This is a genomic window from Chromobacterium violaceum ATCC 12472 (genome assembly GCF_000007705.1).
In the GTDB taxonomy this organism is placed as follows: domain Bacteria; phylum Pseudomonadota; class Gammaproteobacteria; order Burkholderiales; family Chromobacteriaceae; genus Chromobacterium; species Chromobacterium violaceum.
Map to the genome: position 1 here is coordinate 2,444,185 of NC_005085.1, position 19,712 is coordinate 2,463,896.

Consider the following 19,712-nt stretch of genomic DNA (forward strand, 5'->3'; position numbering starts at 1 on the left):
TATGAAGGTTTTTAATGCGGCCGAGCCTGGTTTGATCGAAAGAAGGCGCATTGCCAGGGATTTGTGTCATTCGATAAGCACCGCTTCGAGGGGGCGCGATGAGCTGTACCGGGCGCTGTTTGGAAAAGTTGGGCAAGGGTTCGAACTGTGGGGCACGGTATTCTGCGAGTTTGGCTGGAATATCAAAATAGGAAATCAGGTATTTATCAACACCAATGGCGTATTCCTGGATGCATTTGATATCGACATAGGCAATCACGTCTTTATCGGGCCCAGTGTGGGAATTTATACCTCTAATCATGACCAGAATTCCCAGCGCAGGCGGGAGTATGTGGAATCCGGCGCGCCAGTGGTGATAGAAGATGATGTCTGGATAGGCGGCGGTGCCATCATCTTGCCGGGAGTCAGTATAGGGAGGGGCTCGATTATCGGAGCCGGCGCGGTGGTGGCCCGCTCGGTGCCGGCATTCAGCAAGGTTTTAGGTGCTCGTTCCCAGGTTTATCCTCTTGCTATGGAAGGTTGACATGTATCTTTATCAGTCTCGATTGAAAGACCAGATTATTCATTCGGTCAAGGATGTTTATGTGCATGCGGCAGGCGGCACGTATACAGATGCCATCTCCGGCATGTTCAATGTTCCCTTTGGATATTCATGCGAGCCCATCAAGCAACGCATTGCCCAAACTTTGAATAATCTGCCTTTTCATCCCAAGGATCATTTTTATTCGCAGGAATGGTTTGAAGCCTCGGCGATGTTGCTAGATAGGGCGATGATGAGTGACGGCGCCTTGCTCTACGTGAACAGCGGGTCCGAGGCGATTGAGTCCTCGATTGCGATGGCCTTGGAGTATCACCAACGCAAAGGCAATGTCAAAAAGCGCAAGATAATATGCCGCAAACACTCCTATCACGGCGCCACCCTCGGCGCGCATAGCGTGAGCGGCAGGAATGACTTCCAGGAGCTTAGAAACAGCGGCTACGACACGATACGCATACACCCACCGTTTGCCGTCACCCATCAGGGCAGGCCGCAGGAAGCGCACAGCGTGAGCGATGTGGAGAACATTATTTTGCAAACGGGTCCGGAGCATATCGCCGGCATCATCTTTGAGCCGGTTAATCATTTGAAAGGCATGCGAGAAAGCGGAGGAGAATATCTGGCAGGAATCCGTGAGCTGTGCGACCGCTACGATATCGTGATGATCACTGATGAAATCGTAACAGGGGCTTCCCGCACCGGCTCATTTCTGAATACGCAGCGTTTCGGCGTCGTGCCCGACATCGTGGCGCTGGGCAAAGGCATCAGCGGCGGCTATTACCCCGCTTCGGTAATGGCAACCACTGCCAAGATCGCCTCGGTGTTCGAAAAGCGCGGCGCCTGGATTCCCTATTCCTACTCCCACACCTATGCCAGCAACCCGGTATCGATCGCATCCATCCATGCCTCATTGCAGGTGCTGGAGCAGGTCGAGTCATCGGGGCAACTGAGACGACTGATTGCCAAGGCGGCGGAGTTGACCAGCGAGATGGCTTCGAACGAACGCATAGCCAGGGCTGAGGCAAGCGGGCTGCTGATCGGGCTGACGCTGGATGAGCGTCTTGGCGCCGGAGCGGGAAAGAGGCTTGAGCAGCTGTGCTTCGAACGCAAGCTTATTATCCGCGGCGATGAGAACTGGGCATGCCTGGCTCCCGCCTACGTGATGTCGGAGGCGGCGTTGCAAGAAGCGTTCGAGGTGCTGAATGAATCGATTAATCACTTGTAAGTCCCCGGTGGATAGCCTGTCAGCACAGCTTTTCGGCATAGACGCCTGCCTGCGGGGACGGCGCTCAGCTCTGAGCGATAGCGAGTATGCGCGTGCGCAGGAAGAAATCGAGGCTGGCCTGGCATTGGCAGATGCGTGCGAGGGCATCAATGCGCTGGCGGTGGCCATCGCCGGCCGCTTCGAGCCTTTCTATCGTGACGCGCGCTCATGCCTGGAACGCATACACGAGATCGCCGGCTACGGCACGCTGGCGTCTTGCCTGTCGTCGCTGGATATCGCCGAGGCGCTTTTCAGCGCCGGACTTTGCGATGCGGCCGGCGTCGCGTCGGAGAATCTGGTGGTAGGGCGGGGCCATATCGCTCCCTTGTTTTATGCTTGCCGGCACCTGAGGCGGGGCATGCCGCTTGCTTTTCTCGCCGCGGTGCACGATAGGGTCCCGGCCGTGGTGAACAAGACCTATGGTTTCCCCTACGGCATGCGCCATAGCCTGGGTGAGGGGATGGGCATCGCGCTCGGCCGCGCCAAAACCCATAGCGATCAGCGAGTGGTATGCGTCGCCGGCGATGGTGAATTGAACGAGGGTGTGTCTTACGAGGCCATCCGGCTAGTTGGCGAGCTGGGCATGCGCAACCTGACGCTGATCGTGGACAGCAACGGAAAGGGCATCGACCCCCTGCCGGGCACGCTCAGGCCCGCTTATCTAGCCGCCTATTTCGATCGGGTGCGCGAGGTTGATGGCCATGACGCGGACGCCATAGTCGAGAGCATGCGAGACGCGGAGCGCGAGGGCGTGGCAGTCGCCATTATCTGTCATACCCGCAAGGGCTCCCACTCCTTCAAACGCGCAAACGCCAGGCCAGCCATCTCCGCGACTGCCAAGGCCAGCAGCTGCAGCCTGACGGGAGCGTTGATCGAGGAGATGCGTGAAGGCGGCCCTGCCCATATCTTCACCGCGGATCTGGCCGCGCGTTTCGGGCTCCAGCCATCACACGGCTACTGCAATGTCGGTCTTGCGGAGTCCGCTCTGCTGACGGCCGCCATGGGCTGCCCGCAGGACGAGCTCAAATTCGTTTTGACCGACGATAAATATTATTTGAATGCAATCGATGTGCTGCATTCCGCCTTGATCGCCTGCCGCAATCTGCATGTGATAGCCGCGCGAAAAAACGGGGTATGGGGCGGTCCCACCTATGTTCAGAGCGTCTTCGGCTTATTGTTTGACGATGCGGTGTATGAGTTTGCGGACCCTCGCGACCTGCAGGCATGCATCAGGCGGCGGCGGGCGTCGGGAAGCAACGGTCTGTATCTATTGCACGACCAGCCGATGGAGCACGTGCTGGCGATGAGGGAGAAGTACCGCAGGCTTTCCGACGATGTTTACGCCCATCAGCTCGAACATGCGGGGGGCACGGTGGTCCTGTCTTCGGAGTCAATGGCATACGAGGCTTTCCTGGCGGTGGACGGCAAGCGCTGCGCGCATGTCCGGGTGTTGTCAACCAGACCGGATCTGGAGTGTGTGCGCAAGCTGTTGTCGGCTGCGGAGAATGTCGTTGTGGTGGAGCACAACGGTCCCCGTTTCAACCTGGCGGAATATGTCGAGTCCACGCTGCTCATCAGGGTCAAAAAGATATGCAGCGATGCCTATGAGTGGCCACGGATAGAGACTTTTCAAGCCGCAGCCGCGCCCCGCAAGCTGCGCGCCTTGTTGACAGAGCCTTCTTGCGCTTTAGCCGGCTAGTCGCCTCGACTTCGCGCTCCGCTTTCCCTTTTCATTGTTTTCCGAATCCCGACAGGGCTTCGGCCACCCTTCTATTAACCGAGGAGTGATGATTCATGACGCAGGAAAATACCAAGCACGGCAAGCTGGCAGGCAAAACCATGATCGTGGTCGGCGGGGCCAGAGGCATAGGCGCCGCCATAGTCGAGGCGCTGGCCCGGCAAGAGGTCAAGGTGTCCATTTTTGACACCGACCGCGCGCCGACGGCCACCAACCATTACCAGAGTCGGGATATCAGCGGCTATCAGGCCGCTTGCCAACTGGCTGAGAAGCTGGCGGCACAGGGATTGTCGGTTCAGGCCATGGCGGTCGACGCTACCGCGGAATCCCAGGTGGTTGAGGCCGTGGACCTTGTCGCCCACGCTGCCGAAGACTTTTACGGATTGGTGAACGCGATCGGCAGCAGCCATGTGGCGAACACGGTTGACTCTTCGCTAAGCGAATTCGAGGCTATTTTGCAGACCAATCTTACCGCGCCCTATCTGACCTCCCGCGAGGCCGCGCGAATCCTGGTAAGGCAAGGAAGGGGCGGGGCCATTCTCAACATCAGCTCTATCGCCGCCAAGCTCGCGTTCCCCGGCATTTCCGCTTATTGCGCGGCCAAGTCCGGTTTGCAGGGGTTTTCCGGCGCGCTTGCGCTGGAGCTGGCCCCTCATAATGTTCGGGTCAACTGCGTGTGCCCAGGCATAGTCAAGACCAATATGTGGAAGTATCTGGAAAACCAATTGATGGGGCCCGGGGAAAATCTGGAGCAATTATGGGCGAGGATGGAGGGCTTGATCCCGCTGGGCCGCACTCAGACAGCGGCCAATATCGCGCGCTTCTGCGTGGCAATACTCGAGAACGAGGATATTACCGCCCAGTCGCTGTCCGTTGATGGCGGGATGAATCTCTATGGTTGACCGTCTGCTGGGGGAAACCATGGCGCGGCATCAGGAGACGGCATTGCGTATTTGCGGCCTGTCGTTCGAAGCCCGAGGCTGCGTGAGCAGCCAATATCGGGACGGGGTGCTGCTGCTGGCCGGCGGGCCCGGCAGCGACGGCTTCAACATTCCGGGCTTGCACCAGGCGGACCGTTTGGGGACCTTGCTTGCGGAGGTGGCGGGGCCATTCACCTTGTCTGCGCAAGTGGAGGTGGCGAGCCGGGACAAGTTCGATGCGGCCGGACTTTTCATCGATACGGGCAAGCATAGGATGAAGTTCGGCGTGGAGGACTACGGCGCAGGCGGCAAAAAACTGGTATCCGTCCATTCCGCGCCTTACAGCGATGAGGCTAATGGCATTGATGTCGGCGCTGGGTCCGTGGGGCTGTTCGTGACGCGCAACGAGAATGTCTTTTCCTGCTATTTCCGGACGCGGGATGGACGGACGGCCTTCCATCGGGCGTTCTACGCGGAAGGGTGCCCGGATCTGATTCGGATAGGCTTCTGCGTGCAGGCGCCGTTTTCCGAGGGCGCGCAAGGCCGTTTTGCCGAAATCGCGTTCTCGGACACGGGCATGGAGCATTCCAGGGGGTAAGAGTATGAAGAACCAGGATATCTGGCTGATAGTTTCCGACTTTGACGAAACCTTCATGCCCGCGATGGAATCGCGCGAACCCGATGCCGGCATAGAAAGGCTGCAAAACCATCTGGCCGGGCTCAAACGCAGCCATAAGCTGCTGTTCGGCTGGGCCACCGGCAACAGCCGGAGCGCGGTGATGGAGAAAATGCGGGCTTATCCGGATTTTCCATGGGATTTCGCCCTTACCAGCCTGGGTACCGAGCTGTACTGGCGAGAGGCCGAAGGCGTGGTGGAGGACGCCGGCTGGCCTCCCCAGGCGGGCGCGGCGTTCGAATCGCGCATGGAGAGGCTGGTCGCGCTGTTTTGCCAGCACGGTCTCGCCTTGCCCGCACAAGCGGATGCCTTTCAGCAAAGGCGCATTCGTGGCTATTACTTGCCGGCTGACGGCAAGGAGGGCGCTGCGATTGAACAGATCCACCGTCTCTGCGCGCATGTCGGATTGACGGCGTCCATTACCCATGCCAGCCCGGCGGCGGGAGATCCCGAGGGGGTTTACGATGTGGCGATCCTGCCCCCGGGCTGCGGCAAGAAACAGGGCGTCGACTTCATCGCCGCCAGGCATGGGGTGGATCCCCGGCGGGTGATCGTGTTCGGTGACAGCTGCAACGATATCGAAATGCTGACCGGCTATGAGAACGGCTATCTGGTGGGCAATGCGCTGGCTGAAGCCAGAAGGGTGTTCGACAGGGTGGTGGATGGGATTTACTGCCATGGCATCATCGATGGATTGCAAAGACATATCTGAATAAGGGCGGTTCATGAACATGGGATACGCGGCGCCGCAAGCGCGCCAAAGCGATAAGAAAATCTTCGACATATATTTCGGTTTTCTCCATAGCTATGCCTTGCTGTTTGCCGATGAGGTCGGGCTGTTCGATCTGCTGCGCTGCGAGGCATTGACTCTGGATCAAGTTTCGATGGCGACGTCGCTGCCGTTCCGCTCAAGCCAGGCGCTGCTTTCGCTGTGCGCGAGCCTGGGTTTGTTGGAAAAGAGAGGGGAGCGATTTGCGCTTTCCGCCTTGGCGGAAGGCTTTCTTGTCCGCGAGGCGGAGACTTCCTTTTGCGGGGTGCTGGCATCGGCAAGAGGGCAGGCGGCGGCGTTCTCGTATGATTTTTTCAAGGCCTCGCTACTCAAGGGCGAGTCGCAGCTGTTCGGAGGAAGGGATCTCTTCGACAACAATGCCCAGGATTCCGAGCATTGCGAGATATTCACGCGGGCGATGCATAGCAAGAGCAAGGGGCCGGCCCAAGCCTGGGTCGAGAAAATCGACTTGTCCGCGCATGCCTGCCTGCTGGATGTCGGCGGCGGTTCCGGTGTGCATGCGATCAGTGCCCTGGCTCGCTGGCCTAATCTGAACGCCGTTGTTTTCGATCTCCCTCCGGTTTGTGCGATCGCCGACACTTTCATCGAGCGATATCAGATGATGGCGCGGGCTCAAACGCATGGCGGAGATATTTGGTATACGGATTACCCGTTTGCCGATGCGCATTTCTATAGCGACATCTTTCATGACTGGCCGCTTGAAAGGTGCCGGTTTCTGGCGCGCAAGAGCTTTGATGCATTGCCAAGCGGCGGCCGCATCATCCTGCATGAGATGTTATTCAATACGCAGAAGACGGGGCCGCGCAATGTGGCGGCATACAACGCCAATATGCTGCTTTGGACCCAAGGCCAGCAACTGTCTGAGCCGGAGGCTGCGGACTTGTTGCAGGCCGCAGGCTTCGTCGAGATCTTGGCCTTCCCCACAGGGTATGGAGACTGGAGCTTGGTGACGGGGGTTAAGCCTTAGAGGGGCTAACAAAACCCCTGATGCTGCGTGGCGCCGACTTGCCGTACGGCTTGTGCTGTCTTCGTCGGCGCGCCTTGCCTTAGCCGTAAAACTGAGTTTTGTTGGCCACGCTTAGGGCGATCACGGCGAGGTGCACAGCTTGGCGCCCTCGCCGTGCTACTGAGGATACGATCCGCGTTTCAATTGCCCTTGCCTGCGGGAAACTTTATATGGTTCCAAGCCGCTACCGAATTTTGTGCATATACGGCGCCATGCTCGCCATGACGCAATACCAGTGGATGCGTTTTGCTCCGATTACCGATCTGGTGGCGTCCGCTTACGATGTCAGTTATGGCCAGGTAGGCGCGCTGTCGTTGGCCGTGACCGCGCTGGCCTTGCCCTTGGCTTTACCCAGCGGCGGCCTGGTGGATCGGTGGTCGGTGCGGGCCTGCTTGCGGACGACCGCGGCCGCCATGTTGCTGGCAGCCCTTATCCGCGTGGCGCAGCCGCAGTACGTTTTTCTGCTCGCAGGCCAGTTGCTGTTCGGCTTTGTTCAGCCGCTGACCATGTCGCTGTTGGTTAAACTGATGTTGGTCTGGTTTCCCGTGAACGAGCGCGATACCGTGTCCGCTTTGTCCAGCATGGTTATTTTTTTGGGAATCGGCGCGGCCTTCATACTGGTGCCGTTGACCGAGCCGGGGAATGTGGCTGGCTCTCTGTGGCTGGATGTCGCCTTCTTCGGGGCGCTCGCCTTACTGACTTTCGCGTTGGTGCCGCATGACCGTTCCCCTGCGGGCCTGGATGCCATGCCTGAGCCCGTCGGACGCTCCTTGTGGGCGGATGGCCTTGCGCTTCTGCGCATGCCGTCCTTCATGGCCGTGTTGATGATGATTTTCCTGACCAACGGCTATTTTTCCGCCATCACCACCTGGCTTGAGCCGATTTTGGCTCGCAGCGGCGTGCATGCGCAGACGTCGGGACTCGTAGTGGTCTTCATGCTGGCCGGCGGCGTCGTGGGAGCTGCGTTGATCATGGCCCTGGTTAGAGCGGGAGCGACTGCGGGCCGCGTGCTTTCGGGAGCGGCCCTGGCTGCCGGATTGGGGACCTTGTGTCTGTTTTACAGCCGCTGGTTTCCATTGCTGGCCCTTGCCGGTCTGGTTATCGGGGCGGCGTTGCTGTCACCGCTGCCTTTGCTGCTTGGAAGGGTGGCCAGCATCGCTGGCCCGCGGCGCTCCGGGATGGCGACGGCCATCTTCTGGCTTGCCGGTAATATAGGCGCGACGCTAATGATAGCCGCTCTGGGGAGCGCCGTGGATGATGGCGACTGGCAAAACGCCGCCGTGCTGCTATGTCTGCTATTGCTGGCACAGGTCGCGACCTCGCTGCTGGGCTTCAGGCCCGTGCCGGCAGCGGCCGCGCGGGCTTGATCTCTCTAGTTGTCGGCCGCGCGCATTCGCCTGACGGCAGCTTGTCTGATTGCCATGCAATCTTCCGCATAGCAATTCAATCCGCTTCTCCCTGCCATGCGCGCTGGCACGGCGTTTCCCCGCTGCCGGCCGGACTGGTCCGATATGAACGCCCGGCAAGTATGCCGGCATGTTCAGCGAGTATCTTCTCCGAAAGATGTCTTGGCGGCCGCCCCGGAGTCTGGCGGCCAGGCTTGCCGTGCCTGACTATGAGGCGGCCTGGAACGGCATGCCGCGATTTTAGACGGCGCCGGAGTCATGGGGGACATGCTTATTCATCATTGGGAGGGGAAATGAACAACAGCATTCTCGGATTCAATGGCCAGCGTGTGGACTCCGTTTGCCGCGCCGTTCATCTAGGCAATGGCTACCGCGCATACAGCCCCGCGCTGCTGCGCTTTCACCGTCCGGACAGCCTGAGTCCTTTCGGCGCGGGCGGCGTCAATGGGTACGTCTATTGCGGCGAAGATCCCGTCAACCGGACAGATCCCTCCGGACACCTGAGTTGGTAGGCTATCACGGGCATCGCGACTGGCGTTGTCGGGTTGGCGTTGGCGCCGGTCACATTGGGTCAGTCGCTGACCGTGACAACTTGCGTGATGGCGGCGCTGGAGACCGCCTCGGGCGTGGCCGCGATCGTTTCCGGCGCGCTGGAAGATAGCGACCCAAAGGCTTCTTCGGCGCTGGGCTGGATATCGCTTGCCACTGGGGCGGCGGCGATGGGCGCGGGGTTGGGCGGCGGCGCGTTAAGGGCCACCGCGGGGATCAGGGCGCGGCTGGGCAAGCTGGTGAGCGTAGGACTCAGCGGCAGAGGGGCCGAAGGAGCGGGCGCCGCGATGATGACGCGGGAGCAGCTCATTTCATCGAGGATATCGGTACTGCCGCAAAACGATGTTTACGTCTTCGGGGTGACGACGCGCGAGAACTCCCAAGGCGGAACCTCAAGGGAGCTTGCCTTGGCGTACCGCGGCATCGAAGACAAGGACAGCCATCTGGATGTTTTCATCAACATGAGCTTGCGCAGGGGCAGGGAAAGCCATGCCGACATCAATGGCGTGACGTGGGAAGGGAAGCGCCTTTTCAAACGGCTTGAAGAAATCGTGCCCAGGATGAGCGAAATAAAGAGCATCAGGGTGCTTGGCAGAGGATCGAACAGGCTGGCGGACTCCTTCTTCAAGAGGGCTGGCCGCTCGCTCGTCACTTTCAACGATGGCGGGTTCTGGGTGCATGCAAACAACAGCGCTCTCTACAGAAACGCGCTCAGGCCTGGCGTGAATGTTTTCGAAGAGGCATTTCATCGCGGGGGCGAGGCCGAGGCCATCGCAGTCACGAACGAATTCCTGAATGCGGAGTTGGCGAAGATGTCCAACCCCAGTGCCCGGACGCTGCTGATCCACGGAGTAGCGGATCATGACGTGCTCTTCATGGAGTACGCCAGATAAGGCCTGTGACTGGGCCTTTCTCCAGCGGGCATGGCGTGTGCAAACCTGGATGCGGCCCGTTGCCTGCGGCGCGGCGCCGTCGGTGAGAGGATGCCAGGGTGCATCCAAGGCGGATTCGGATCGGTCTTATATCGGCATGCCTCCATTTTTCGGCATCCCAATGTCCTTTATCTTGCCGGTTTGAAAACTGTGGGCAAGCTCTCGCGCCGCGCCAGGCCGCGCGGCTTGCCGCGACCTTTCCATCGCCGAGGATCGCTTATGCCGTTGTTGGATGCCAGGCTGGGTTGGAGTTGCGCGCGCCTGATCGCGCGCGGTTTGTTCATCTTGCAGCTTGGGGGCTGGCCGGCGATCGGCATCGCCGCCGGGCGGCCTGCCGAATGCGTGCCGGGCGAAGGCAAGAGTCCGCCATGGCTGGCCTCCCTCGACATCCAGGGGCGGAACGCTTTGACGAGCGCGCAATGGTACCGGGACTGGCTGGCTGTGACGGCTGATCTGTGCACCGATGTCCGCCATGCGGACCGCGACAATCCGGGCGTGAAAATCGTCTGGCGCGGATCCGGCGATGCGGACAAGAAGCTGTTGTTTTATGGCGCGGGCAACCATCATTACGAACCGGCAGCGGTATTTGACGAGGGGTTGCAGGTGATCAAGGCCGATGGCAGCCTGAAAATCCGCCCCGGAACCGGGCAGTCCACAGCCAGCGCGCTCAAGAGTTCGTCGTTCTCATATGCTCTGGCCGAACGATTCGCGCTGGTCAGCCACGATGAGCGGCATTATGTCTACGCGATCAACGCGCCCGGCGGCATCGCGGTGGACGAGTCGCTGGGAAGCGAGGGGACCGGCAATGAGGAGGAAATCGCCTTTCCCGGCGGGGTGCAGTCCCGCTTCGTCAAAGGGATGTTCGAAAACCGACTGGTTTATGGCGAGCCGGGGCGAACGCCCTACGTGGAAACCTTGGCGTACACGCCGAATCCGCGCTACGGGCAAGGCGCCAAAGGCGCGGGAGACGGCGAGGTGGATGTGCTGGTTTCTTCCCGGGAGGCGGTGGATGTTTTGGGCGGTGGCCGGGCCGTGGATGCCTCCACCTGGCGTTTCCCGGCCACGGATGGCCGCGGCGCGGCGACCCAGGCGCAGTTGAGCACGCATGACGGCTCCGCCGCGCTGTGGGCGACGACCGGGCACCGGCAGCCGAGGTTCCCGCCAGAGGCGGGGTACCGCTGCGCGCTGGTGGACACCGCCCTGGAGCGGAACCATGCGCTGGCGGTGACCCGGACGCCGGTTCTGGAAGTGGCTACGCCAAGACGGCGCGCGGGCACTTGCGTCTATTTGTCCGATCGGGATGTGGCCGTGCGCGACGCCGGGGCGGAGGCCACCCGCGGTGCGGATCATTACTGGACGCGATTGAGCGTGCACTGGAACAGTCCGGCGGACCTGGCCCGGGTGCGGGGATACCGGATTTACTGGACGGACATCTACGGCAATCCCGTCCAGATCGTGGGCGACATTCTCGATCCCAACGCCACCCGCTACGCGGTTTCGGAGAACATGGGCCGCAAGCTGGGGCTGAGGGACCACGTGGATGGGCTGATTCCCGTGTATCTGGACATTTACACCGTCATGGAAGGCGCGCCGGAAGCGGAGTCGTTCTCGCCGGTCCAGGTAAAGGTCAATGTGGCGCCGGCTCGGTTCAACCCCATCCGCCGGATTGCCGGCGCGTCTTCGCCGGCGGCTGGGAGCCGCGGGCAATGAAACACAGCGCATTGGCCTGGGCGGTTCCCATTTTGATCGGCGCGATGGCCGCGTGAGTTGCCACGACGGCGTCCAGACAGCTGCCGGTCATGGCTTGGTCGCTTTGTGCAAGTTCATGCAATCGTCCTTTGGCACCCTGTGTGTGCACACGCAAAGAACAATACATCGCACCGTTTTACTACGCACAGGAACTTGAAAAATGCTCATGCCTTGCAAAGTCGTGCCCGGCAGACTGCTGGTCCCCAGGAATCCCTCCCAGCGCGAAGCGATTCGCGCTGAGCGAGCCTTCCCGTTGGGAGGGCAGGTGAAACAGGTGAGGACGGAAACGCTTTCCCCGCCACAGGCGGGCGGGCCGCAAGCGTGCGCATGCGTGGCGGAGAATGGCAGATCCGGCCTGTTCGCGCTGGCATTGAAGAACCGGGAAGTTCAGCCCAGCCCAGCCGGCGAAGGCAAGACGCTGGACCACATCAAGCGCCTGGTGGTGATAGGCGACAGCCTGTCGGATACGGAGGGCCGCATGCGCAGCAAAACGCTGGGCATCATGCCTTCGTCCCGCCAGTACTACGAAGGCCGGTTCACAAATGGCTTCGCCTGGCCGGATTTCGCCGCCTCGCGGGCATTCTTGGACAAGCCGCTGGTGAACTACGCGGAGGGCGGCGCGGTGGCGGGCAAGTATTCCAAGCTGAACCCCACCTTCATGTTCATTTCCAATATGGGCCGGCAGATCAAGAAGCACGATTTCAAGCCGGGCGACATGGCGGTGTTGGAGCTGGGCGCCAATGACTACATGACTTTCGGCAAGACCAATGTGGACAAGGTGATTCATGTCTACGAGAAGCAGATCGGCAAGCTGGTGGCCAAGGGCGTGAAAAACATCCTGGTCGCCGGCGTCCCCGACCTGTCCAAAACCGTGTCCGCGCGCAGCCCCAAGCAGAAACCCGGCCATGCCGACAAGCTGGCCGCGTTGTCCCGCCAGCATAACGAGCAATTGCGGCAATCGGTGGAAAAGCTGCGGGAGCGCCATCGCGGCGAGGGCGTGGAAATCCGCTTTTTCGACATCGGCGGAAAACTGGACTACCTGATGTCGCTGGCGGGCGAAGTGGACTACGACACCCGCTTCAACAAACACGAAGGCTATATCGACTTGCCGCGCGTGTTTGGCTTCGCCGGCGACACCCGGCCGCTGGACACCTCGCATCGGCATGTCTTCCATGATGAAGTGCACCCGAGCCAGGAAGTGCACCAGATCCTGGCCTCCCACATCACGGACTTTATCCGGGAGGAGTATGGCAGACCGGAGGAGGCTGCTGCCGCAACTGACAGCCGGTTGGAGCGCGCGGGCGTTTACGCTGGCGCGTCGTCCGCCGAGCAGCCAGTCCGCTGACCCCGCAGGACTTCCGCAGTCAGCCGATCCAGGTTCTGCTCATTGCCAGGAATGACGATCGGCGCCATGCGCTTTCCATTCTTTGGGTGAAAGGGCTTGGCTAAGCGTTTCTGGCCGTGTGGCGTGAAATGGAGCAGAACGGCTTTCTTTTCTTGATCGGGTGGATGGCTTGCATTTCTACTGTGGTTTGATGGGATTCATTCTTCTGTCTGGAGCGAGAGGCGCACAGCTTCCTGCAGGGAGTTTTTCAGCGGCATCAGTTTTCTACTTGTCTGGAAATGATAGAGCCAAAGATATAGCATGCCGCCGAAAAATGGCAGGAAGGAACATAAGGTAATTGTTAGCATCGTAATAGGGCGATGCTGGTCCGTGTCGCTGATTTTTTTCAATGCTTGTGCCAGGATGCTGTTCTGCGGGAATATTTCTCCCAGGTCAAGGGCAGGAATGCAGAGCATGATTATTAATAGTATGGCAGATATCGAGCATAGTATTCTTATGGCTTGAATCGCTGATTTGTTTTTGAAACTGTGCTTTAGCAGCGCGTTTTCCAGTTCCGCAATGAGATAATTCAACCTGCCAATCATCCCCCTTTTTTCGGCATGGGGACGGACTTCAGTTTTTGCGTAATTTATATAGTCGGCATGAAGTTGAAGTCTCCGGGCGTGATAATCTAGGAAAACGCCGCTGGCTATATTCAAGCCGGCGGAAAGCTGGATAAGGCTGGAAAGCTTTTCGAGTGCGCTCATGATATTTCACCCTTGATGTGATGCTGGCTTGAGATCTGAATGGCATATCTTAATGCAGGGGCAGGCGCTCCGCATGGTTTCTCTTCTTATTCATATCGCTGCGTGAGGCATGTGGCTTTCGCGCCGCCAGTAGCGCGCCGCCAGGCTTGGCCGACTGCAGAGGCAAGGCGAGCCGCAGCATGGAGCTTTTGCCAGCAGAGCTTGGTCTTCCGTCTTGGCTAGCCGCATTGCTAGGTGCGGGGACTGGCTGCGGCGGGCTTGATCAGCTTGGCGCTGGTGTCGCCAGGTATCTTGTCTGGCTCGACAATCAGCGCCGCCATGTTCTTCCGCGTGAAGACGGCACGCCTTCGGTCGTCAGCCGGCAGCGGGGCTTGTCCTGCGATGCGCGCAGCCTCCGTCATTCCATGGCAAACGCCGCCTGCGACTTATGCGCCAAAACGACGGTCTATCCCAATCCCTCATGCCGCAAGCGCCGGACGCACGGCTTCTTGTCCTGAAGGACATCCACCCCTTGCGCCGTCAGACAAACAGGAAACCGATTCTTCCGCGCCCGTCAGCCGCAACGGCCGTCCAAGCGGCTCGCTGGGCGGTTCCCACCTGCTCTGTCTCCAATAGCCGCAGCCGTTTTCGCAGCAGGCTGCCGAATCCTTTCCAGCCGCCATGCGGCGCTGTGGCCAAACTCTTGGCGTAGCTCGCCTGCAGCAGGACTTCTGCCTCAGGATCGAAAGTCGCGCGCGGTCATGCCGGCCGGCTTTTGCATCCGCATGCCGTGCCGTGGTTCGTCCATATGAGGAGAATTGAGCAGCGTTTGTGCTTGATTTTTACACAAAATAATATAAATGTTTAAATATAAAATAACAAATTGAGCGGCTGGCAGCATGGGGCAGCAGGCAGTGGAGAGCATGGATCAGGCGTACTTCGCTGCGGATGCATGTACGGCGGAAGGCGAAAAACCTGCGCATGATCTGCTTCGCGAACGAATGAGCAATGTCGGCAGCAGCTGAACACGCGTGATTTCACGCGAAGAGGCGCTGTTTGGTGTGATATTTCTCTTTGAAGGAAGCGCAGATGAGTACAGTCACTGCGACGGTTCCAACCTATGGAATAGACAACGGAATCCGTCACCTACTGACGCCGCAGAACCTGGTCGAGCTTGGTCTCGACTGGCCCACGCTGCAGGCGTTCCTAGCCACTCCCGGCCTGCAAATCAACGGCCAGTCGCCGGACGGGATCTCGATCAACGAATCGATCTTCGGCAACTATTCCGGCCCCAGCGCGGCGGCTCTGGGTTGGATGGCTTACATGAACGTCGGCGAGCCGCTGATCGAGGAGCGCGCCAACATCACCCAGCCGCCGGCGGATGTATTGTCCACGCGCGTCTACGTGAATCAGTCGGGCAGTCCCACGTCGTTCAATGACGAGATCGATTTCACCGTCTCCAATACCTTCAACTGGTCTCTGAAGGGTACGGCACAGCTCACGTTCGGCGGCAGCGCCAGCGCCGCGATGGCTGTGGAGCTGCAACAACGTCTGGAAAGCAGTCTTGCGAGAACAACGGCGAATACGCATATCCAGCACAACCACGCACACGACGTCGGCACCGAGGACAGGCACGAAACCGAAACCGTCACGACCAACACCACCACCGAGACGGGGACGGGCTCCGCCACGGGCACGGGAGAGGTGGATGCCGAGCTGCTGCTAGGCATCACCGGCGCGGTCAGCGGATCGTTGATGACATCGTGGGTTTCGAACTCCGCGATATCGGGCGACATCGCGGCCGCCAGCCGCGTGGAGACCATGGTCACGCAGCGGCGTCAGATCAGGCAGTACATCTACCAGCTGCCCATAGACGTGGCGGGCTACGTCGCCTTGCATTACCCGCTGCCGGTCCCGGTGGGCGACTCCCCGCCACAAGCTCCGTCGACCGCCAAGGTCAACGTCATCGCCCGCAATATCTCCAGCCTTAGCAATCTGCTGCCGGCCGGGCAATCCTATCGATCGACGGGGATGGCGGAGACGGTGTCGGCCCTTGCGGTGGAGCACACCGTGTTCGCGTCGGAACCCATTTCCGCCGCGAACAACGCCCTCAGCATAGACCGGCCGCATTTCCTGTAAATCCGCATCAACAAGCACACGAGGATCGCCATCATGGTCTTTGACAATATTTTCAGCAATGCCGAAAGCGCTGCCCAAAGCGGAAACGTCGCGGAAGGCGGCATCGCCGGCTATATCCCGGGCGCGCCCGCCGAATCCTTCACGGTGCCGCCGCACGACCCGTCGAAACCGTTCACGCCGGGGCCGCAGGATCCCAAGATCGTGCGCGAGACTTCGCCGCAGGCCCTGGCGGTATTCAATTTTATCACCGCGCTGACCCAAACTCTGGGACAGGCCGCGGTGCAGCAGAACACGGTCTTCGACGACCCGTCCACCACGGTGAGCACGGCCTCGCCGATCATGAGCCAGGCCGATCAAACCACGAGCAAGTATCCGGGCACCACGCCGAAGCCGACGCCTCCCACGTCGTAGGCATGAGGATCAGGCAATGCGCGCAGCGGCTTCCATTCTGTGAAGCGCTGCAGGGTGTGAGATTTCGCTCTAAAGGAAATGGAAATGAGTACAGTAACCGCAACAGCGCCAACTTATGGCATCGACAACGGCGTACGCCACCTGTTGACGCCGCAAAATCTGGCCGAACTCGGTCTCGACTGGCCCACGCTGCAGGCGTTCCTGGCTTCGCCAAGCCTGCAAATCAATGGCCAGTCGCCGGACGGGATCTCGATCAACGAGTCGATCTTCGGCAACTATTCCGGCCCCAGCGCGGCGGTCCTGGGCTGGATGGCTTACATGAACGTCGGCGAGCCGCTGATCGAGGAGCGCGCCAATGTGATCCAACCACCGGCAGATACGCTGTCCACTCGCGTTTATGCGAATCGGTCGGGCGATCCCAGGTCCTTCAATGAGTCGGTTCAGTTCACCGTCTCCAATACGATCAACTGGTCTCTGGAGGGGACGGCCCAGCTTACGTTCGGCGGCAAGGCCAGCGCCGCGATGACTGTGCAGCTGCAACAAAGCCTGGCAAGCAGCCTCGCGCAGATGACGGCGAATACGCACATCCAGCACAACCATCGAGACAATGTCGGCACGGAGGATCAGAGCCTAACCGCGACCACCACGACGAACACCGTCACGGAAACGGGAACGGGTTCCGCCACGGGCACGGGAGAGGAGTTTGCCCAGTTGATGCTTGGCATCACCGGCGCGGTCGGCGGATCGCTGACCACATCGTGGACCTCGAACTCCTCGGTGTCGGGCAGCGTCGCGGCCGCCAGCCGCGTGGAGACCATGGTCACGCAGCGGCGTCAGATCAGGCAGTACATCTACCAGCTGCCCATAGACGTGGCGGGCTACGTCGCCTTGCATTACCCGCTGCCGGTCCCGGTGGGCGACTCCCCGCCACAAGCTCCGTCGACCGCCAAGGTCAACGTCATCGCCCGCAATATCTCCAGCCTTAGCAATCTGCTGCCGGCCGGGCAATCCTATCGATCGACGGGGATGGCGGAGACGGTGTCGGCCCTTGCGGTGGAGCACACCGTGTTCGCGTCGGAACCCATTTCCGCCGCGAACAACGCCCTCAGCATAGACCGGCCGCATTTCCTGTAAATCCGCATCAACAAGCACACGAGGATCGCCATCATGGTCTTTGACAATATTTTCAGCAATGCCGAAAGCGCTGCCCAAAGCGGAAACGTCGCGGAAGGCGGCATCGCCGGCTATATCCCGGGCGCGCCCGCCGAATCCTTCACGGTGCCGCCGCACGACCCGTCGAAACCGTTCACGCCGGGGCCGCAGGATCCCAAGATCGTGCGCGAGACTTCGCCGCAGGCCCCGGCGGTATTCAATTTGATCACCGCGCTGACCCAAACTCTGGGACAGGCCGCGGTGCAGCAGAACACGGTCTTCGACGACCCGCCCACCACGGTGAGCACGGCCTCGCCGATCATGAGCCAGGCCGATCAAATCACGAGCAAGTATCCGGGCACCACGCCGAAGCCGACGCCTCCCACGCCGTAGGCCTGTGGCTTGAGGCAAGCGCCCGCCCCATGGTCTGGCAATGGCAAGAGGCGGGGGCTTGTGAATCGCTCGGATCAAAAGGCTCTGCTTGGCAGAGCCTTTTGACTGCGCCAAGCCAGCGTTTGCGTTTTGGCAATCTGTGCCCTTGGCTGCAACGGCGCGGTGGCCTTTGAGCAGGCCTTGGCGTCAGGCTGGAATCGGCCCGCGATTTCAAACGATCCCGCAGGCCGGCGCCGGGCGTCCGCTGGCCGAGGCGGTTACGTGGCAGGAGCGAATCCGTCAAGGTATCTGGATTTGCCAAAGTCGATGAAGCTGACCGTCCCGGTTTGCTGGTCAAACAGTAAATTATTCCAGCTGGGGTCCCCGTGATGAATGCCCATCTCTTGCAAGCGTTTCACTTCGGCTAAGGTTTTTTGCCACATTTCCGCCTTTTCGTCCGCCAGAAGGTTAAGCGTATTCACCGGAACCCCTGGTATTCTTTTCATCCAAAGCATGTTTTCTGCCACCAGCGCGGACCTTGGCCCATGCACGGCTCGGAATATTTCCGCTTCGCGTTCCATGGTTTCGATAGGCAGCGGGTCAATGGCTATCTTGACCACCCACCCCCTGCCGGCTTCATAAACCACCCCGGACACGCCCGATCCAATCCGCTTGCGTTTTGCGGCTGGCAAGGCAAGGAAGGCTTCCATGTCGGGTGTCGACGATGAGCGATGCAAACGACCGAGGGCGATTCCAGCAGATGCCCCTTCCATTTCCGACGCCGGACGGAAGCATTTAGTCAAACCCCCGCCCAGTGGAATGCCTAAGCTGTCCCGCTCCCCTCGGGTGATCTTTCCCAAAAAACGGCTGTTTTCCTGCAAGAAGGCTCCGAGCTTGCGGTCAATGCCGCGGACCGCGCCATACCCGGCATGGACCATGCCCATGGCACCGCAAGCCAAAGACACCCAGCTTAGCGCTGCCGCCGCTTGCGGATCGGACGCTTCCATGGCGCCGCAGGCGATCGCCGTCATGTCGGAAACCACGGCCAAGCCTCCCTCCGCCAGCGTGATGGCCGAAGCGCTTTCCAGCGCGGCGACGATGCCGCCGGAGGCGATGATGGACGTTCCCGCGGTGAACGCCGCCAGCGCCAGGCTGGCCACCGCCAGGCCGATGCCGGTCCAGGCCTGCCAGCTCAGATGTCCGGACGGATCGGCCCGGTTGGCCGGATCCCCGGCGCAGTAAGCGTATGGATTGACGCCGCTTGCGCCGAAGGGGCTCAGGCTGTCCGGGCAGTGGAAACGCATCAGCGCGGGACTGTAGGCCCGGTAGCCGTTGCCCAGATGAAAAGCGCCGCTGGCGGGGTCCAAGCGTTCGCCATTAAATCCCAGCACACCGTTCTCCATTGGTTTCCCTTTTCCGGCATAGCAAATCAGAGCCAATCGCCGCGTGCGGCTTTTCCATATTGTTCTGGGCAATATCCGATAGTGGATGCCCAGTTTCAGTGCGGGCTGGGCTGCTGTCTGCTCCGCATGGCCTAAGTCTGAGCGTCAGCTTGCCGCGCGTCCTGCGCGCAGCTTGCCGCGAGGCGCGTGAGCCACGCGCCACGATGTCTGCGCATGGCTTTGCCGATCATGCATTACAATCGTGAGCCCGCATGCGGGAGGCAATTCATCCGAGGTAAATCATCCGGGCTTGGCCGGGCAGGGCGGCTGGTGTCGGACGAGGTTGGGTCAACGGCGATGCGTGTTCATGCGATGAGTGATGGGATGCGGAAAACAAAGATAAGCAAAGGAAAAAGGTTTTTGATCCTGGCGGTGAGCTATTGGGCGTTCGCCATCGCGTGGTGCTGGCGCGAAACGGATGGAGCGTGGATGTATTTCATGGTTTTTCTGCAGATGGCGGCGATGTATTTCCTGCCGATAATGGGGGCGCTGTGGATGGCTTGCTCGGCCATCTCATGGCTGCTTTCCCGCCATGCCGGGCGCAGTCTGGGCTGAGTG

19 protein-coding genes are annotated in these 19,712 nt (G+C 60.3%); 17 read left to right on the plus strand and 2 right to left on the minus strand.

Annotated elements, in window-relative coordinates:
- Position 1: 1 nt before the first annotated feature.
- From CV_RS24320 to CV_RS11125, 12 genes are all read left to right on the plus strand, one after another.
- Entirely contained in the window at positions 2 to 523 is a 522-nt protein-coding gene (locus CV_RS24320; RefSeq protein ID WP_011135802.1) for a sugar O-acetyltransferase, read from the plus strand.
- A 1-nt stretch (position 524) separates the two neighbouring features.
- A complete protein-coding gene (locus CV_RS11080) occupies positions 525 to 1,763 on the plus strand; it encodes an aminotransferase class III-fold pyridoxal phosphate-dependent enzyme (protein ID WP_011135803.1) in 1,239 nt (412 codons plus the stop codon).
- Positions 1,741 to 3,501, plus strand: coding sequence for a 1-deoxy-D-xylulose-5-phosphate synthase N-terminal domain-containing protein (locus tag CV_RS11085; RefSeq protein ID WP_080508985.1), 1,761 nt, complete (start codon positions 1,741 to 1,743; stop codon positions 3,499 to 3,501). Before CV_RS11080 ends, CV_RS11085 begins: the two co-directional genes overlap by 23 nt.
- Positions 3,502 to 3,596: 95 nt before the next feature.
- Positions 3,597 to 4,442: an SDR family NAD(P)-dependent oxidoreductase gene (locus CV_RS11090; RefSeq protein WP_011135805.1), complete on the plus strand. Its 846-nt coding sequence runs from the start codon at positions 3,597 to 3,599 to the stop codon at positions 4,440 to 4,442.
- A complete protein-coding gene (locus CV_RS11095; RefSeq protein WP_115610127.1) occupies positions 4,435 to 5,058 on the plus strand; it encodes a DUF1349 domain-containing protein in 624 nt (207 codons plus the stop codon). The genes CV_RS11090 and CV_RS11095 overlap by 8 nt, the downstream gene beginning before the upstream one ends.
- 4 nt (positions 5,059 to 5,062) lie before the next feature.
- Complete coding sequence (locus CV_RS11100; RefSeq protein WP_011135807.1) at positions 5,063 to 5,848, plus strand: HAD-IIB family hydrolase; 786 nt, start codon at positions 5,063 to 5,065, stop codon at positions 5,846 to 5,848.
- A 13-nt stretch (positions 5,849 to 5,861) separates the two neighbouring features.
- Entirely contained in the window at positions 5,862 to 6,893 is a 1,032-nt protein-coding gene (locus CV_RS11105; protein ID WP_169308513.1) for a methyltransferase, read from the plus strand.
- A gap of 209 nt (positions 6,894 to 7,102) precedes the next feature.
- Positions 7,103 to 8,299 carry an MFS transporter gene (locus CV_RS11110; protein ID WP_115610128.1) on the plus strand — a complete coding sequence of 399 codons (1,197 nt, stop codon included), beginning with the start codon at positions 7,103 to 7,105 and terminating at the stop codon, positions 8,297 to 8,299.
- 332 nt (positions 8,300 to 8,631) lie between these two features.
- Positions 8,632 to 8,850 carry an RHS repeat-associated core domain-containing protein gene (locus CV_RS23810; RefSeq protein WP_158303314.1) on the plus strand — a complete coding sequence of 73 codons (219 nt, stop codon included), beginning with the start codon at positions 8,632 to 8,634 and terminating at the stop codon, positions 8,848 to 8,850.
- 87 nt (positions 8,851 to 8,937) lie between these two features.
- The gene (locus CV_RS11115; RefSeq protein ID WP_147296134.1) at positions 8,938 to 9,780 is read left to right on the plus strand and encodes a hypothetical protein; all 843 of its coding nucleotides are present in this window, start codon (positions 8,938 to 8,940) and stop codon (positions 9,778 to 9,780) included.
- Between the two features lie 258 nt (positions 9,781 to 10,038).
- On the plus strand, positions 10,039 to 11,529 hold the full coding sequence (locus tag CV_RS11120) for a scabin-related ADP-ribosyltransferase (protein WP_043596099.1): 1,491 nt from the start codon (positions 10,039 to 10,041) through the stop codon (positions 11,527 to 11,529).
- A 370-nt stretch (positions 11,530 to 11,899) separates the two neighbouring features.
- Positions 11,900 to 12,913, plus strand: a complete 1,014-nt coding sequence (locus tag CV_RS11125) for an SGNH/GDSL hydrolase family protein (RefSeq protein ID WP_011135813.1) — start codon at positions 11,900 to 11,902, stop codon at positions 12,911 to 12,913.
- Positions 12,914 to 13,110: 197 nt separating this feature from the next.
- On the opposite strand, the gene CV_RS11130 is transcribed toward CV_RS11125, so the two are convergent.
- The gene (locus CV_RS11130; protein WP_011135814.1) at positions 13,111 to 13,659 is read right to left on the minus strand and encodes a hypothetical protein; all 549 of its coding nucleotides are present in this window, start codon (positions 13,657 to 13,659) and stop codon (positions 13,111 to 13,113) included.
- 1,068 nt (positions 13,660 to 14,727) lie between these two features.
- Between CV_RS11130 and CV_RS11135 the strand changes: the two genes are divergently transcribed.
- The 4 genes from CV_RS11135 (at position 14,728) to CV_RS11150 (ending at position 17,733) form a co-directional block, all read left to right on the plus strand.
- Positions 14,728 to 15,777 (plus strand): hypothetical protein, encoded by a 1,050-nt coding sequence (locus CV_RS11135; RefSeq protein WP_011135817.1) that lies wholly within the window; start codon positions 14,728 to 14,730, stop codon positions 15,775 to 15,777.
- Positions 15,778 to 15,810: 33 nt separating this feature from the next.
- Positions 15,811 to 16,188: a hypothetical protein gene (locus CV_RS11140; protein WP_011135818.1), complete on the plus strand. Its 378-nt coding sequence runs from the start codon at positions 15,811 to 15,813 to the stop codon at positions 16,186 to 16,188.
- 84 nt (positions 16,189 to 16,272) lie between these two features.
- A complete protein-coding gene (locus tag CV_RS11145; protein ID WP_043596101.1) occupies positions 16,273 to 17,322 on the plus strand; it encodes a hypothetical protein in 1,050 nt (349 codons plus the stop codon).
- Positions 17,323 to 17,355: 33 nt separating this feature from the next.
- Positions 17,356 to 17,733 (plus strand): hypothetical protein, encoded by a 378-nt coding sequence (locus CV_RS11150; RefSeq protein WP_011135820.1) that lies wholly within the window; start codon positions 17,356 to 17,358, stop codon positions 17,731 to 17,733.
- 257 nt (positions 17,734 to 17,990) lie between these two features.
- On the opposite strand, the gene CV_RS11155 is transcribed toward CV_RS11150, so the two are convergent.
- Positions 17,991 to 19,115 (minus strand): RHS repeat-associated core domain-containing protein, encoded by a 1,125-nt coding sequence (locus CV_RS11155; protein ID WP_043596103.1) that lies wholly within the window; start codon positions 19,113 to 19,115, stop codon positions 17,991 to 17,993.
- A gap of 213 nt (positions 19,116 to 19,328) precedes the next feature.
- Between CV_RS11155 and CV_RS23520 the strand changes: the two genes are divergently transcribed.
- Positions 19,329 to 19,709, plus strand: coding sequence for a hypothetical protein (locus tag CV_RS23520; protein WP_147296135.1), 381 nt, complete (start codon positions 19,329 to 19,331; stop codon positions 19,707 to 19,709).
- Positions 19,710 to 19,712: the final 3 nt, after the last annotated feature.

Coding starts and splice junctions, on each gene's coding strand:
- CV_RS11105 (WP_169308513.1), top strand. CDS start 5,862: ATGAACATGGGATACGCGGCGCCGCAAGCGCGCCAAAGCGATAAGAAA.
- CV_RS11130 (WP_011135814.1), bottom strand. CDS start 13,659: ATGAGCGCACTCGAAAAGCTTTCCAGCCTTATCCAGCTTTCCGCCGGC.
- CV_RS11095 (WP_115610127.1), top strand. CDS start 4,435: ATGGTTGACCGTCTGCTGGGGGAAACCATGGCGCGGCATCAGGAGACG.
- CV_RS11085 (WP_080508985.1), top strand. CDS start 1,741: ATGAATCGATTAATCACTTGTAAGTCCCCGGTGGATAGCCTGTCAGCA.
- CV_RS24320 (WP_011135802.1), top strand. CDS start 2: ATGAAGGTTTTTAATGCGGCCGAGCCTGGTTTGATCGAAAGAAGGCGC.
- CV_RS11080 (WP_011135803.1), top strand. CDS start 525: ATGTATCTTTATCAGTCTCGATTGAAAGACCAGATTATTCATTCGGTC.
- CV_RS11135 (WP_011135817.1), top strand. CDS start 14,728: ATGAGTACAGTCACTGCGACGGTTCCAACCTATGGAATAGACAACGGA.
- CV_RS11140 (WP_011135818.1), top strand. CDS start 15,811: ATGGTCTTTGACAATATTTTCAGCAATGCCGAAAGCGCTGCCCAAAGC.
- CV_RS11155 (WP_043596103.1), bottom strand. CDS start 19,115: ATGGAGAACGGTGTGCTGGGATTTAATGGCGAACGCTTGGACCCCGCC.
- CV_RS11150 (WP_011135820.1), top strand. CDS start 17,356: ATGGTCTTTGACAATATTTTCAGCAATGCCGAAAGCGCTGCCCAAAGC.
- CV_RS11115 (WP_147296134.1), top strand. CDS start 8,938: ATGGCGGCGCTGGAGACCGCCTCGGGCGTGGCCGCGATCGTTTCCGGC.
- CV_RS23810 (WP_158303314.1), top strand. CDS start 8,632: ATGAACAACAGCATTCTCGGATTCAATGGCCAGCGTGTGGACTCCGTT.
- CV_RS23520 (WP_147296135.1), top strand. CDS start 19,329: ATGGCTTTGCCGATCATGCATTACAATCGTGAGCCCGCATGCGGGAGG.
- CV_RS11145 (WP_043596101.1), top strand. CDS start 16,273: ATGAGTACAGTAACCGCAACAGCGCCAACTTATGGCATCGACAACGGC.
- CV_RS11120 (WP_043596099.1), top strand. CDS start 10,039: ATGCCGTTGTTGGATGCCAGGCTGGGTTGGAGTTGCGCGCGCCTGATC.
- CV_RS11090 (WP_011135805.1), top strand. CDS start 3,597: ATGACGCAGGAAAATACCAAGCACGGCAAGCTGGCAGGCAAAACCATG.
- CV_RS11100 (WP_011135807.1), top strand. CDS start 5,063: ATGAAGAACCAGGATATCTGGCTGATAGTTTCCGACTTTGACGAAACC.
- CV_RS11110 (WP_115610128.1), top strand. CDS start 7,103: ATGGTTCCAAGCCGCTACCGAATTTTGTGCATATACGGCGCCATGCTC.